The 13,328-nt window shown below is 44.9% G+C and carries 19 protein-coding genes; 6 read left to right on the top strand and 13 right to left on the bottom strand.

Annotated elements, in window-relative coordinates; translation table 11 throughout:
- Positions 1-72 precede the first annotated feature (72 nt).
- The 7 genes from ACXHJ1_RS07385 to ACXHJ1_RS07415 form a co-directional block, all read right to left on the bottom strand.
- Positions 73-372: a spore coat protein gene (locus ACXHJ1_RS07385; protein ID WP_457905856.1), complete on the bottom strand. Its 300-nt coding sequence runs from the start codon at positions 370-372 to the stop codon at positions 73-75.
- Complete coding sequence (locus tag ACXHJ1_RS07390) at positions 369-581, bottom strand: hypothetical protein (protein ID WP_016822559.1); 213 nt, start codon at positions 579-581, stop codon at positions 369-371. Before ACXHJ1_RS07390 ends, ACXHJ1_RS07385 begins: the two co-directional genes overlap by 4 nt.
- 29 nt (positions 582-610) lie before the next feature.
- Positions 611-1,747 (bottom strand): zinc-dependent alcohol dehydrogenase, encoded by a 1,137-nt coding sequence (locus ACXHJ1_RS07395; protein WP_457905857.1) that lies wholly within the window; start codon positions 1,745-1,747, stop codon positions 611-613.
- The gene (locus tag ACXHJ1_RS07400) at positions 1,744-2,124 is read right to left on the bottom strand and encodes a spore coat protein (RefSeq protein ID WP_090889294.1); all 381 of its coding nucleotides are present in this window, start codon (positions 2,122-2,124) and stop codon (positions 1,744-1,746) included. The genes ACXHJ1_RS07395 and ACXHJ1_RS07400 overlap by 4 nt, the downstream gene beginning before the upstream one ends.
- A 40-nt stretch (positions 2,125-2,164) precedes the next feature.
- Positions 2,165-2,416 carry a spore gernimation protein GerQ gene (locus ACXHJ1_RS07405; protein ID WP_457905858.1) on the bottom strand — a complete coding sequence of 84 codons (252 nt, stop codon included), beginning with the start codon at positions 2,414-2,416 and terminating at the stop codon, positions 2,165-2,167.
- A 73-nt stretch (positions 2,417-2,489) separates the two neighbouring features.
- On the bottom strand, positions 2,490-4,028 hold the full coding sequence (locus ACXHJ1_RS07410; protein ID WP_457905859.1) for an FAD-dependent oxidoreductase: 1,539 nt from the start codon (positions 4,026-4,028) through the stop codon (positions 2,490-2,492).
- Between the two features lie 146 nt (positions 4,029-4,174).
- Complete coding sequence (locus ACXHJ1_RS07415; protein ID WP_457905860.1) at positions 4,175-4,798, bottom strand: acetate uptake transporter; 624 nt, start codon at positions 4,796-4,798, stop codon at positions 4,175-4,177.
- Between the two features lie 212 nt (positions 4,799-5,010).
- Between ACXHJ1_RS07415 and ACXHJ1_RS07420 the strand changes: the two genes are divergently transcribed.
- From ACXHJ1_RS07420 to ACXHJ1_RS07435, 4 genes are all read left to right on the top strand, one after another.
- Positions 5,011-5,676, top strand: a complete 666-nt coding sequence (locus ACXHJ1_RS07420; protein ID WP_457905861.1) for a hypothetical protein — start codon at positions 5,011-5,013, stop codon at positions 5,674-5,676.
- A gap of 70 nt (positions 5,677-5,746) precedes the next feature.
- Positions 5,747-6,103 (top strand): nucleotide excision repair endonuclease, encoded by a 357-nt coding sequence (locus ACXHJ1_RS07425; RefSeq protein ID WP_016822573.1) that lies wholly within the window; start codon positions 5,747-5,749, stop codon positions 6,101-6,103.
- A 109-nt stretch (positions 6,104-6,212) separates the two neighbouring features.
- Positions 6,213-7,157, top strand: a complete 945-nt coding sequence (locus tag ACXHJ1_RS07430; protein WP_457905862.1) for a helix-turn-helix transcriptional regulator — start codon at positions 6,213-6,215, stop codon at positions 7,155-7,157.
- A gap of 64 nt (positions 7,158-7,221) precedes the next feature.
- Positions 7,222-7,743 (top strand): DinB family protein, encoded by a 522-nt coding sequence (locus tag ACXHJ1_RS07435; protein WP_064797576.1) that lies wholly within the window; start codon positions 7,222-7,224, stop codon positions 7,741-7,743.
- Here the strand turns inward: ACXHJ1_RS07435 and ACXHJ1_RS07440 are convergent.
- The 4 genes from ACXHJ1_RS07440 to ACXHJ1_RS07455 all read right to left on the bottom strand — a co-directional run bounded on the left by ACXHJ1_RS07440 (position 7,676) and on the right by ACXHJ1_RS07455 (position 10,274).
- Positions 7,676-8,212 (bottom strand): Crp/Fnr family transcriptional regulator, encoded by a 537-nt coding sequence (locus ACXHJ1_RS07440; protein ID WP_457905863.1) that lies wholly within the window; start codon positions 8,210-8,212, stop codon positions 7,676-7,678. The two genes, ACXHJ1_RS07435 and ACXHJ1_RS07440, sit on opposite strands and share 68 nt — an antisense overlap.
- A 36-nt stretch (positions 8,213-8,248) precedes the next feature.
- Positions 8,249-8,989, bottom strand: coding sequence for an SDR family oxidoreductase (locus ACXHJ1_RS07445; protein WP_102997401.1), 741 nt, complete (start codon positions 8,987-8,989; stop codon positions 8,249-8,251).
- Positions 8,990-9,016: 27 nt separating this feature from the next.
- Positions 9,017-9,595: a TetR/AcrR family transcriptional regulator gene (locus ACXHJ1_RS07450; protein WP_123797816.1), complete on the bottom strand. Its 579-nt coding sequence runs from the start codon at positions 9,593-9,595 to the stop codon at positions 9,017-9,019.
- 133 nt (positions 9,596-9,728) lie between these two features.
- Positions 9,729-10,274, bottom strand: a complete 546-nt coding sequence (locus ACXHJ1_RS07455) for a glutathione peroxidase (protein WP_457905864.1) — start codon at positions 10,272-10,274, stop codon at positions 9,729-9,731.
- 285 nt (positions 10,275-10,559) lie between these two features.
- On the opposite strand from ACXHJ1_RS07455, the gene ACXHJ1_RS07460 reads away from it, so the two are divergent.
- A complete protein-coding gene (locus tag ACXHJ1_RS07460) occupies positions 10,560-11,291 on the top strand; it encodes a YheC/YheD family protein (protein ID WP_025366187.1) in 732 nt (243 codons plus the stop codon).
- A gap of 113 nt (positions 11,292-11,404) precedes the next feature.
- Here the strand turns inward: ACXHJ1_RS07460 and ACXHJ1_RS07465 are convergent, their stop codons facing one another.
- Both ACXHJ1_RS07465 and ACXHJ1_RS07470 read right to left on the bottom strand, forming a co-directional pair.
- A complete protein-coding gene (locus tag ACXHJ1_RS07465) occupies positions 11,405-12,115 on the bottom strand; it encodes an SDR family oxidoreductase (protein WP_457905865.1) in 711 nt (236 codons plus the stop codon).
- A gap of 31 nt (positions 12,116-12,146) precedes the next feature.
- On the bottom strand, positions 12,147-12,698 hold the full coding sequence (locus tag ACXHJ1_RS07470; RefSeq protein WP_457905866.1) for an NAD(P)H-dependent oxidoreductase: 552 nt from the start codon (positions 12,696-12,698) through the stop codon (positions 12,147-12,149).
- A gap of 163 nt (positions 12,699-12,861) precedes the next feature.
- On the opposite strand from ACXHJ1_RS07470, the gene ACXHJ1_RS07475 reads away from it, so the two are divergent.
- Positions 12,862-13,212: a winged helix-turn-helix transcriptional regulator gene (locus tag ACXHJ1_RS07475; protein WP_064962804.1), complete on the top strand. Its 351-nt coding sequence runs from the start codon at positions 12,862-12,864 to the stop codon at positions 13,210-13,212.
- Positions 13,213-13,328 lie beyond the last annotated feature (116 nt).

Here is a 13,328-nt window from a genome sequence, read left to right on the forward strand (position 1 = left end):
CGGCGTGAAAGACGGCTTAAGGACTTTATATATAAGCAGGAACGTGCTTCGTATAATGCCGAAGGCATCCTTTTACAAAACAGGAGCTTGCAATGCAGTATTGATATTTTGCAGATCCACCGACAGCTGCTCTTTTACGTTCCAGGGGTGATACCAGCCACGTTCGATCATGTACGTTGAAATTTGCTCATGCATATCGATAGCTTCATCCAGTTGTTTTGTAAGCATAGCTTTAATTTCTGGAGTTCCCGCTTCCGTTATGGCCATAGCGTAATTTCTCACACCGCTTTTGGCGGTGTTTAAAAAATCAGCAGCAATCACTTGGTCGGTTAACGTATTGAGTCCGGTCAAATACTCCAAGAGTATATTCATTGCTCCACCTCCTGTGATGACGAGGCTTGATTTAAAACATTACTCAGCTCTTGCAATTGTCGTGTTGTTAGGTCAACGTCCTTTTGCAAAATAGCTTTGAGAACCGGATCAGAGATCAATGCTTGCATTGTTTTAGACTTGGTGAGACACACTGTTTTGAATGCTGACAATTCATGGACTTCAAGTGTTTCGTGCAGGCCATACACCATATAACATTTGCCTCCAGTCCAATATATAGTTAAGGTTTAAGTACAACTTTGATGCAATTGTCTTGTCTGGTATCGAAAATTTCATATCCGCGTTTAGCATCGCTTAGTGGAATGACGTGTGTGACAACGTCACCAGGGTCAACCTTCCCCGTATCTATCAACTCATACATGTAAGGCATATAGTGAATAACAGGAGCCTGTCCCGTACGCAAATTAACATTTCGCTGAAAAATATCTCCCATCGGAAAACCGTTATATCGACCGCCGTATACCCCGGTAACTTGAATGGTACCCCCTTTGCGGACAGCCTGTGTAGCTATGACTAAGCCTCCCAAAGCTCCACCGTGAAGTTTAAGACCTGAAGCCAAGGATTCCAGCGGAGACATTTTGCCGCTCATGCCGGAGCAGTCAATAACTACGTCCGCGCCTCCTTTGGTCATCTCCTTCAGGTAGTTGCCGACGTTTTCTTGCGATTCCACATTCACGATCTCCACATGATTGGTGCGCTTTGCGTGTTGCAGACGATAATCCAGATAGTCTGCCGCAATGACTCGTTTTGCCCCTTTGAACCAGGCGAACTTTTGCGCTAATAGACCTACTGGCCCACAGCCTATAACAATGACAGTATCCCCAGCTTTCACTCCGGCATTATCGACGCTCCAAAATGCAGTAGTCATAGCATCAGCAATCAGGCAAAGCTTCTCGTCAGGATGTTCGCAACTCTCCGGAATTTTGAAGTGAGTGAAGTTGGCAAAAGGCACACGTAAATATTCAGCTTGTCCACCCGGATATCCACCAGTTGTTCCTGAATAGCCGAAAAAGGCGCCCATCTCTCCATTTTCATTCGAATGATCACATTGGCTTTCCAATTGGTTTTTACAGTAAAAGCATTCACCACACGCGATGTTGAACGGAATGATCACGCGATCTCCCTTTTTCAAGTTAGTCACGCCGCTGCCGACTTCTTCTACAACCCCCATCGGCTCATGCCCAATTACATAATTCTCTTGTAGATTCGGAATCATTCCATGAATGAGATGCAGATCTGAACCGCAAATAGCGGTTGTTGTCAGTCTGACAATCGCATCATCGGCTTTTTGAATACGTGGGTCCGGAACGTCTTTAACGACAACATTTTTGATACCTTGGTAGGTCACTGCCTTCATGCCTGCTTCCCTCCAATATGTTCGTCCGGCGTGCGGTCAAACATACCTTTGCGTGTGGTATCGTCTGGGAACAGTTTCATCTTGCTAATGTCCACCGTCTTATTGGCTGACAGTTGATCCAATTGATATTGCTTTTGCAAATCATAGGGATGGAACCATTTTTTTCGTACCATCAGTTCAGTAATTTCCTGATGAAGCGCGATACCTTGATGCAGTTGATGGCGCAATAGGGTCCTGGCATCGGTAGAGACGGTTTCTGTTAAAGCTACTGCTGTGTTCCGAACCCCTTCCTTGACGCGAACCAGAAAATCCATTGCAAGTGTCGTGTCTGCCATTTCGGGCATATTTAATGAGTTTTTTGGGTCCACATAATCCATTTTGGCGGACTGGGTCTGGCTAGGTGTCACATCATTCACCTCAATTTAAAATTGGTGTTGGACGGGAGTCAGGAACAGGTGCTTGAAACGGTGCTTTAGCGTAGATTGCTTGCAAATCAGCAACAGCCTGAATAGATTGCTGAACATCTTTTTCCATTAAATCCTTTAGCTCTTGATCGAATACTAAGCCCTGCATTAATTTGGACTTGGCTAAACATAACGTTTTGAAGTTAAGCACTTCATGGATCTCTAGGGACTCATGCGCCGCTAATGAAGGTTGTTGGCTTATCATAGGATCACCTTTCTTTTATGATTCTCGAAGGTATGTTGTCCAGCATAACTAGGTTTATTCCGAAAGGATCGTTCTATTCGGCTTCAACCTTGCCAAGTGCTTTTTTAGCGGGTCCTTCAATTACTTCGCCTTGATATGAAAAGCGAGAGCCATGACATGGGCAATCCCATGTTCTTTCCGCCTCGTTCCAGTCAACTTCGCAGCCCATATGGGTGCACGTTGTGTCCACTAGGTGCAGTGTCCCCTGTAAATCTCGGTAAGCGCCTGCCCTTTTGCCATTCAGCCGAATGACTGCCCCTTCGTCTTGCTGGAGTTCTTCGGCTTTTTTGTGGCTGATTCCCAGCTTCCCGGCAATCAAGTGTTTAGCTACATTCGCATTTTGTGTCACAAATGTTTTAATGTCGGGGTCCGCATGAAATCTTGAAGGGGAGAAAAGATCCTGATACGGGCTTTCCTTTCTGGTAATCAGATTCGTATTTAATAAAGCCGCTGCGACACTTGTGGTCATCCCCCATTTTCTATAACCCGTAGCCAAGAGGATGTTAGGAACATCGGCTAATTCCTGCCCGATATAAGGGAGCTTGTCTAACGAATACAGGTCCTGGGCCGACCAGCGATAGACGATTTCCTTTAATCCAAATGTTTGCTCTGCGAACTTTTCTAAGGCTTCATAGTATTGAAATGTGCAGATTCCTTGACCCGTTTTGTGGCCTTCGCCACCGACGATGACCATCGGTTCACCGTTTATCAGTACAGAGCGAAGCGAACGTTTGGGGGTTTCTGCACTTAGGTACATACCACCCGGATAGGTTTTGTCCGTCTTGACCGCTAGTACATAAGAACGTTCGGCATGCAATCGTGCAAAATAAAGACTGTTGGGATCATTGAACGGAAAATGAGAGGAGGATACGACATGGTTGCAGGTAATTTTATGCCCGTCGCTTGTTTTAATGATGGCAGGGTTTCCTTTATCCACACCCACAACGGTGGTCTGTTCATAGATTTTCCCGCCTTGCCGAATGACTTGATTTGCCAAATACCTTAAGAAAGGAACCGGATTAAACTGAGCCTGGTTTTCCATCATAATAGCTGCTTTAGTTGAGAAAGGCAGAGGTGTCTGTTCTACATAACTTCCCGGGATGCCAAGTTCCTTATAAGCTTTATACTCGTCGGCGATTTTTTCCACATGCGTATCTGCACTTGTATAAACATAGGCATCTTCTTCTGTAAATTGACAATCAATATGATACTCTTCTACCGTTTGTCTGATGAATTCAAGAGCATCACGGTTGGCTTCGTAATAGAGCCGGGTTTTCTCCTTGCCAAAATGTGAAAGAAACTCGCTGTAGATCAAATCATGCTGTGCGGTAATTTTGGCGGTCGTATGGCCTGTCGTTCCATGAAGTATCCGCCCTGCGTCGACGACTGCGACGTTTAGTCCTTTTTTGGAAAGTAAATAAGCAGTGGTAATACCCGTGATCCCCGCACCTACAATAGCAACATCCACCTGAATATCCTCATTAAGCTTAGGAAAGTTGGGGACGTCGGTTGAAGCTAACCAATACGATTCTGGAAATTGCGGTAAGGTCGTACGATGCTCGGCTCGTGTCATTTTTACAAATACCCCTTTGATTACAATTTATGTATATTGTTATCATTATGAGCTTTTATATTCACTAATCCCAGCATGATAAACAAACAAAGCCGTCCTTAACGCGGATCGGCGCGTAAGGCGGCTTTGGAGATATACATATGCAACTAAGGACGTGGTTTGAATATGCCGAAAGGCTGTCCTACGGGCAGGAATGTACGGCCAAAATGAGCATTCAGAACGGCAGCTCCTGTGCCGTACAGCGAGAGTAAACCAATGCCCATCTCAGCATAAGCAGCGATGGTATGGAACACCTCTGGGGCGATGCCGAATGCATCGAAGCTAAGGCCGAGGAATAGAAAATCAATCAACACAAAAATAAAAAATAGAACCTTGTGCGTCTCCATGGCTCCAATGGTCATGAAGAGCGTAAAGATCAGATAGCCGGCAAAGGCAAAGCCGAGCTGTCTGCCATCCACCGCTGATGCCAGCTCTGAGCCGAATACGCCCATTTTAATCATCCAGCTACTAGCTACGGCTAACCAGAAGAAGGCGTAAGCACCAAATGCCGTCATGCCAAAGGTGTTGTTATGCTTTGCATCCTGAATGCAGGCAAACAGCTGTGCAAAGGCACCAAGGAAAATAGCCCAAGGAATAATAAAGCTCAAGCCATCAGTGAGACCAAGCTTTTGGGATGAAGCTACAAGCGTTACAATGGCCAAGCCAAACAGGCCGATCGCGCTCGGATCGGCCGTTATGATTTTTACGTTAGAATGAGATTCATTTTGCATGAAAAAATAGAAGCCTCCAATAATATTCAAGTACGCGTCAATCTGCCGATGCCAGAATCACACTGACATATTGTAACGGAAACCAACCTACTCGCATAGTAGATAATGTGTTTTTATATTCATGAAAAGGAATACTTTCAGCTAGCGTTAATTTTGTTTTCAGCTTGACCGGGTACAATCAAGGCAATTTTCCCGGGGAGGATGCATAATTAATGAAAACAAAGACGAAAAAGACGGTTTGGATTCCGGCAATCATTGCAGTTACGGTAGCAGCTCTACTCCTAATCTACTATTACTACATGTCCTCCGTTTCCGGCGGCAAGCCTGGCATGCGACCTCCGGGAGGCAATGTACCAGAGCACATGGGCGGACGTCCCAGCGGAAAAGGTGGTGGGGGTAACGGGGAAATATTTAATACCTTGGGTACGATCTCCGTTTTTCTTGGAGCGGCCACTTTCTGTTGGTTCTGGTTTAAGAAGAAATTGAGATCACCGTCCATGTTGGTTCGAAAGGCCGGAAAGTTGTTTCACTCCTTGCATAAACTGCTGGGTTGGGCGACCTTGATTCTTATTGCCATTCACGGTGTCTATTTCCTGATTACCAAATTTCAAGATCACAAAACCTTTTCCGGACTGGCAGCCTTTGCTATTATACTGGCGATCTCCGGGTACGGCTTCTATATTAATAAGGTACGTAACAAGTGGATGCGAACCATCCATCGTATACTTGGACTGCTGTGGGTTCCCGTGCTGCTGCTGCATGCCGGCGGATCAGCAATTATGGCGGTCATCGCCACCCTTGCCATAGGGGGACTTGTCTGGACACTCGAAAGAACGGCGGGGAGATTGACGAAGCCTATCCCGGGAGACGCTCCATAATTTTATGGAATGGTGTTACCTTCATATTTGTGATAGTATTTACACCTATATAGAATGAGGAAGTGACATAGTGATTAATATAACGATTCCAACTCCGGATATCACGATTACCAAACAGGTTAACCCTGAGCTCAGCCATATTTACGGATTTACAGATTTCCACCTGATTCCTAGAGATAAGGCTGGTATCTTTATGTTTTACAACGCACAGGAGGAATTGCTGTTCGTTGGTAAGGCAAGAAAGCTAAGACCAAGAATCAAAAAGCATTTTGAAGATAACGTATCGCCGATCAAGGCCAATCGGAACGAAGTGGCGATTATTGAGGTCTGTATTGTGGAAGATGCGGTAGATCGTGAAATTTATGAAACCTACATCATCAATTCGCAAAAGGCTAAATATAACGTTGAAAAAGTGTTTTTTAAATAAAGAAGCAACTGCTTTATGACAAAAGAGCAATAAGCCGCAGTCGTGCACTGCTCTTATTGCTCTTTTAAATTCGTGCATTTAGATCCTTTCAAGGACGGGGCGATGTAGTATGAACAAAACCGACCGGTTGCTGGCCATTTTGCTAGAGTTACAACGTAACGATATTTTACGGGCCGAGGATTTAGCGGCGATTTTCGAAACAAGTGTGAGAACGATTTATCGGGATATTCAGGCTTTAAGCGAATCGGGCGTGCCGATTGTAGGGGCACCGGGCATTGGATACTCCTTGATGGAGGGATACTTCCTGCCCCCTGTAAGCTTTACTGTAGAAGAGGCTGTGGCACTGCTAATCGGAGCAGATTTTGTCGAACAAAAATTTGATACAGACTATGGCATGAAGGCACAAGCTTCACGCAGAAAAATTGAAGCCATTTTACCAGAGAGCGTACGTAGGGAAGTTTCTCAGGTGCGGACGACCATCAGACTGCTGGCGGTGGGTAAAGGGGCAGACCAGAGAGAGAAAACGTATTTGGAAACGCTGCGCATCGCTGTATTGAACAAACGGAAGATTCGGTTTAGCTACTCCAAAAAATTGCCAGAGGCTGACGGGAATCGCCAAAGTGTGCGTGTGGTCGCCCCCTATGGTCTTGTGCTGCTTCATGGTTCGTGGGTTTTGATTGGACAATGCGAATTGCGGCAGCAGCTGCGCCATTTCCGTTTGTCGCGTATGGACGATCTGATCATGCTGGAGGATAGCTATCAGTTGCCTAGTGATTTTAATTTGCAGGATTATAAACAACCCGATGACCGCCATGTAAATGTCCGCATACAAGCCAATTCGAATATTGTAGATAAAGTGAAGGAAGCGAACCATTTTTACATGGAGTCCATGGAGGAGCATGCAGATGGACTGCATGTACTCTTTCGTGTCAGACAGCCAGAGGAGTTACTATCATGGATACTTGGATGGGGTGCAGACGTGGTGGTGCTGGAGCCTGAATCGCTTCGCGAGCGTGTCCGGACAGAAGTGGAAAAAATGTTGAAATGCTACTGACATAATGCTGTCAGTAGCATTCTTGTATAGTAAAGCTACTTTGATAGAGAGGGGCATTTACTATATGAATACAAGCGAAACATTACAGCGTTTTGAAGAAACGGCACAGCACTATCTTCTTGAATTGGACAGCTTTACCCTGGAGCAATTGCAGTACACACCGCAGGAGGGACAATGGTCGCTTGGACAAATGTATCTTCATTTGGTGAACTCTGCTCTTTATATGCATCTTAGGAACATAGAGCTTTGTCTACAGTCTAATGGGGAAAAAGGGACTAAAACGGAGGCGGGCACAACCGCATTTAACTTGGGAAGCTATCCACCCATACGTATTCAAGTCCCACCATCTCCGCAGTATACTCCCCCCCAACCGACGAGCAAAGAAGAGATTGCAGAAGGATTAAACGTGGTGATCCGTAAAATGAGAGAGATTGAGCCAACCGTTGAGAAATCAACAGGGTCGTCTACTTCTCCTCATCCCGGATTTGGCGCGTTGAATGCGGGAGAGTGGTTTAGACTCATCGAGATGCATTATCGTCACCATCTTTCGCAGATGGAGCGCCTGAAGCACGCAATAGCCGGTTAATCGTTTCCCGGCGTAGCCCGATGAACTGTCCGATTTCCTCTTGCGTCAGTACGTCTGTTAACGTAGCGGGTGCGATGTAGGAGTGGAACCAGTGTTGAAGCTTCCGAAGCTTCTCGGCAGGCGATACCTCCGTGAGCTGGTCAATTCGTTGCTGCATCATGCGCAGCTTATCCTGTAGCTGCAAAGCAATGGCTCGACATTGAGCCGGGTCTTGCTCTAGCTTCAGGTACCATTCTTTTTGCGACAGAACCTCAACCTCAGAGGTGACCAGCGCCATCGCGGTACCATAATAGGGATTGGGACTGATGAGGGAGTGGTGCGGGATGGTTTCATCGGGCACAATTACATTAACTAAAATTTGCGAGCCGTCTTCATGGACTCGGACAATTTTTAACAAGCCGCTCTTTAAGTGATATAAGGGGCCTGATTCCCCTTGTCGAAATAAGGTCTCGCCTTTGTGTAATATCATGAACGTGTATAGCCTCCATTTCATGTATTCCAGCTTTTAGATGAATCCGCCATTCACGCGGATGGTCTGTCCGGTAACCCACTGCGATTTAGCGCTGACCAGAAACTCAATCACATCAGCGATATCTTCCGGTTCACCGAGACGACCCATAGCATTCATTTTCTTCATGCCTTCGATCTGTTGCTCTGTTTTTCCTGCCTGAAAAAGCTCTGTGTTGACAGGGCCGGGAGCCACGGCATTGATCGTAATTTGCCTGCTTCCGAACTCCTTGGCCAGCTGACGGGTAAATTGCTCCACTGCGCCTTTCGTACCCGCGTATACGCTATAAGCCGGAAACATTTGTCCGATCACGGACGTGGACAGATTCACGATTCTTCCGTAGTTCTCCATGTATTTCATCGCTTGCTGACAGGCAAAGAAAGTACCTTTTACATTCAGTGCGAATTGTTGGTCAAAATCAGCTTCGGTCACCTCAGCCAGAGGTTTGGTAATCATCAGCCCGGCGTTGTTAACCAGAATATCCACTTTGCCGAATTCAGCAATCGTATTTGTAAATAAGGCTTCAATATCGCCCATCTTGCTCAGATCAGCGTGGAGAGCTATGGCCTTTCCGCCTTTTTGAAGAATGCCTGCTACCACTTCTTTAGCTCTGTCCGGACTACTGGCATAATTGACGACTACACCAGCACCTAGATTAGCCAGCTGCTCGGCAATGGCACGTCCAATTCCCCTGGAGGAGCCAGTGATAATCGCTATTTTCCCTTCCAAATGCTTCATATGTGTTTGGCCTTCTTTCTATATATTTTAAGATATCCCTTTTTCTAAAAGTATCCACACTTCTGCAAACTCCTGATCAATCGTCGGATTCTTCCATTCATAAGCATGTGCGGGATGATGAAAACGGGCTGTGGCATAGAAAAGCGTACGCGCCAGTTGGGGCGGCTGATCCGCTGTGATACCCCCGCGCACAATAATATCAGCGAGCTGATCCACAATGTGGGCGATATGTTGGTCGATTAAATCCGCGGCTTGCTCGGTGACCCGGGTATACATCTCGAACATTTCCTCGTCATCGCGGGCATAATACTGCTTAAGTTCGACCAAGGTCTGTATATACCGTTTTAAGTGCGATATTCCTAGCACAGATGAATCCTGGCATATCTCCGTTAACGGATCGATAATCTTTTCATTTAGCCATTTTTCGGTCACGCCTTCAAGAAGCTCGGCTTTACTTTTAAAGTGTCGGTAAATAGTGCCGTGACTTACTCCTAACACTTTGGCAACATCCGTCACGGAGCTTTTGGTTACACCAAAACGTCTAAGGGTGTCTTCTGTAGCGATAAGAATCTGTTCCTTGGTCAGTATATCTGAGGATTTTTCCATAGAGACACGGTTGACTTACCGTGTGAGTCACCTCCTTGAAGTCAGGATAACACAAAGAGTATCAAATGACAAATATACGTTTTTGTCATTTGATACTCTTTTTTTTAAGAATCTAAAGAAATGACCAGGAAAACTACAAGAGCGATTCGATGACAGGGTCAATAGCACAGGTTGCCGTTGTTACTTCAAATCTGGCTTTTACATAGCCGCCGCGATCAATCAGGAATTTGGAAAAATTCCACTTGATACCGTCGCCAACGTATATTTCTGGATATTTATTCTGCAAGAAATCGTTCATCCATTGACCGTCTTTGGCCTGGGTATCGAAGCCTTGAAACGGTGCCTGTTGGGTCAGATATTGAAATAAAGGATGAAGGGAAGAGCCTCTTACCTCCGTCTTCTCAAATAATGGGAAGGTTACTCCATGCTTAATTTGACAAGTTCCCTGAACCTCCGAATTGCTACCCGGCTCTTTTTCATTGAATTGGTTACAAGGAAAAGCAAGGATTTCAAAACCTTGTTCTCTCTGTCTTTCATAGAGCTTTTGCAGATCAGCGAATTGGCTGGAGAAGCTACACATGCTGGCAGTGTTTACAATAAGGAGAACTTTACCTCTATAGTCTGACAATTCAATCGGTTTCCCGTTAATTGAGGTTGCTTGAAAATCATAAACAGACATGCTATCGTTCCTCCTCGCGTTATTTTTTAATACATCATATATCTAGAATTGTTATTGGTCCAATATATTATTGGGATTAACTTTATAGGTATTTACAATAATGGCGTCATGTAAAGACCCATAGTACCCCTCTCTCACTCTTTGAAATCAAAGAAGACTTGGCTTAGAGAGAGTAGGAGATTTACCTCTTACATAGCAAACTGTGGCATTCGCCGTTACCAAGATAGAATATAGATGCATATTCATGTAGTGTGTGCAAAAACCCAACAGAATCGAGGGATATTCGTGCCCATTGGAAAGATGATTCAATACAAGGAAATGCAACAACATCCCATTTTACGCTCGCACTTGCCCGAAACCCGCTGGATTACGAATGCAAGGACTTTACGGATGCTGGATACCTACCGCACTGTCTTTATCAAGCCTAATTATGGCAGTGGAGGAACCGGCATCATACGCGCGAAAAAGGTAGGGAGGAGATATGAGGTTCGTTGCGGCTCCAGTCGCAGAGTCGTTAGATCCCACGCTGTAAGAAGAGCAATTAGAAGCTATCGGAGACCTCATCGTCGTTATTTGGTACAGCAAGGACTTAAGTTAGCCAAGTACAAAGGTTCAATTTTTGATGCCAGAGTGTATATGCAGAAGCCAGAATCGGAATGGGTCATTTCAGGGATAACCGGCCGTGTCGCTGCACCTCGAAAGGTCGTTACCAACTATCGGAAGGGAGGACATGCGGCGCCGTTGTCCAAAGTGCTTTTAAGGGTTTTTAAAAATGACAGAGCGAAAATGAAAGAGATTTTGGACCAGGTCATTGAGCTTTCTAGAATCATTGCCGACACGATTGACCAAAATCATCCGGTTCGCGAGCTGGGCATCGATCTTGCTATTGAAAAGAGCGGTCAAATCTGGATTATTGAGGCCAATCCGCATCCAGGACATATGTTATTCAGGCAGCTCCCTAATCATAAGATGATTCGCAACATTTTGAGAAACAAACGTCGTATTCATCATCATTAGGATAAAGTGTTTTAAATCATTTATGAATAAGATAAGGAGGAGAACGCCCAAGCAGAGGTGCGGGAGCGTTCTCCTCCTTTTGTTGTATGACTGATCGATCTTAGCCAAAGCTTTTATGTTAAAATGTGCCCGCCATCCACATGGAGGACTGTCCCGGTCACAAACTGATTTTCAATCAAATAAAATACGCCTCGTGCCACATCCTCCGCAAGTCCAACTCGTTTCACAGGAAGCCTATTCGCCACCGTACCATAGAATTGATTACGCGTGTTTTCAGACATTTTACTGCGGGAAGGTGTATCAATAATGCCAGGGGAGACGACATTCACGCGAATAGGAGCAAGCTCTAACGCCAAAGTCTGACCAAGATTCGAAACTGCTGCATTCACAGCCCCAAGTGCTGAGGACCCGACCATCGGTTTGTATGCCACCACTCCTGAAAATAAGGTAATGGAACCCTGGGTTGAGAGTTGGGAAGACCCATATTTAGCTGCATAATACTGGCCCCAGAACTTATTTTCGAATAGTTTGCGGGCATCTGTCGTTTCCGATTGAAGGAATGATCCACCTGATGTTTCTGCCGCGCTCACTACAAGATGGTCATAGGAGCCCACTTTTTCGAAGAAAGACTTTACCTGCTGCTCATCTGTCGTGTCCAGCACATATATTGTTGCACGAGGGCCCAGCATCTCTTTGGCCTTGTGCAATTTATCTTCAGAGCGGCTGGCAATAATCACTTCTCCTCCTAACGAAATGATTTGCTTAGCTGTTTCTAAACCAATACCTGAACTTCCACCTATAATCACAATCTTTTGGTTTTGCAAATGAATCCCTCCTATAGTTTAGCTGGATTTGTTACTCATGGAATACGTCTTTCAAATGAACTGCGAGATCAGTAATAAACTGATATATATTCGGGTTTTTAATGACGTCGTAGCATGCAAAGCTTTTTAAGGGCTCCATACCGAGAAATGCATGTGCAGAATGCAAATGACGGAGTGCTGCCTCTAGGCCATTGCCCTTAAAAAATTGAGTTGGATCATTAAAGGCTTTTTCTGGAGCATTCCAGGTCGTCGATAACATATATTTCTTATTGGTTAATAAACCTCCGCCCCCATATGTGCGAGAACCCGTGAAGAATACACCGTAGGCATAGACCTCATCCATATAGGTTTTTAATAATCCAGGAACACTGAACCAATAGATAGGTGTTTGGTAAATGACCACATCCGACCAGATAAATTTTTCCTGTTCCTCGCTGATGGTATAACCATTCTGAACAGACGTTGTCTTAACTTTGTTCTCTTCGCTTAAGAGACGCACCATATGGTCCATCAATGTTTGGTTCAGATTTCCTTCAGAAGAGTCATACTTTTGGTGACCATTAATGATTAATATATTTTTCAACTCTTCACCTCCTCGTAGTAGAGAAAACGTTATTGGCTACGACGATATTGTATATGTAGTAAGTTCATTTATGGAAGTAGTGATATTTAATTCATATAGTTTCCTAAAGGGAACTATTGTGATACCATTGGGTTTAGAAGATTTTTTTGTGGAGGGAGTTCCTATGCATGTCCCAGAACCTATTGAATTGACGAAAGGAATACCAGGTCAGCCGTGCCCTATTGCCCAAACGCTTGATTTAATCGGAACCAAATGGACCTTTTTAATTATTCGTGACCTTCTGATCGAAGGAACACTGAGATTCAGCCAGCTTCAGAAATCCATGAAAGGAATTAGTCCCAAGACGCTTTCTCTGCGCCTAAGGGAGCTCGAAGACAACGGTCTATTAGAAAGAAAGGTTTATCCGGAGGTTCCCCCGCGGGTTGAATATTCGTTAACGGAAAAAGGGAAGCGCCTGGAAGGTATTTTTATTGAGCTGAAGAGATTTGGCTTAGATTTAAAAGCAGATCATTGAGGAATATAACTGAAACATGCAAGGTATCGTTGAATGAACGATGCCTTTTTTGTGTTCTGAAGCAGGTACTTATCGAAGCGTTCACAGATTGTTCACTTATGTGAGGGGTTGGACTA

This window comes from Paenibacillus sp. ALE2 (genome assembly GCF_054113385.1).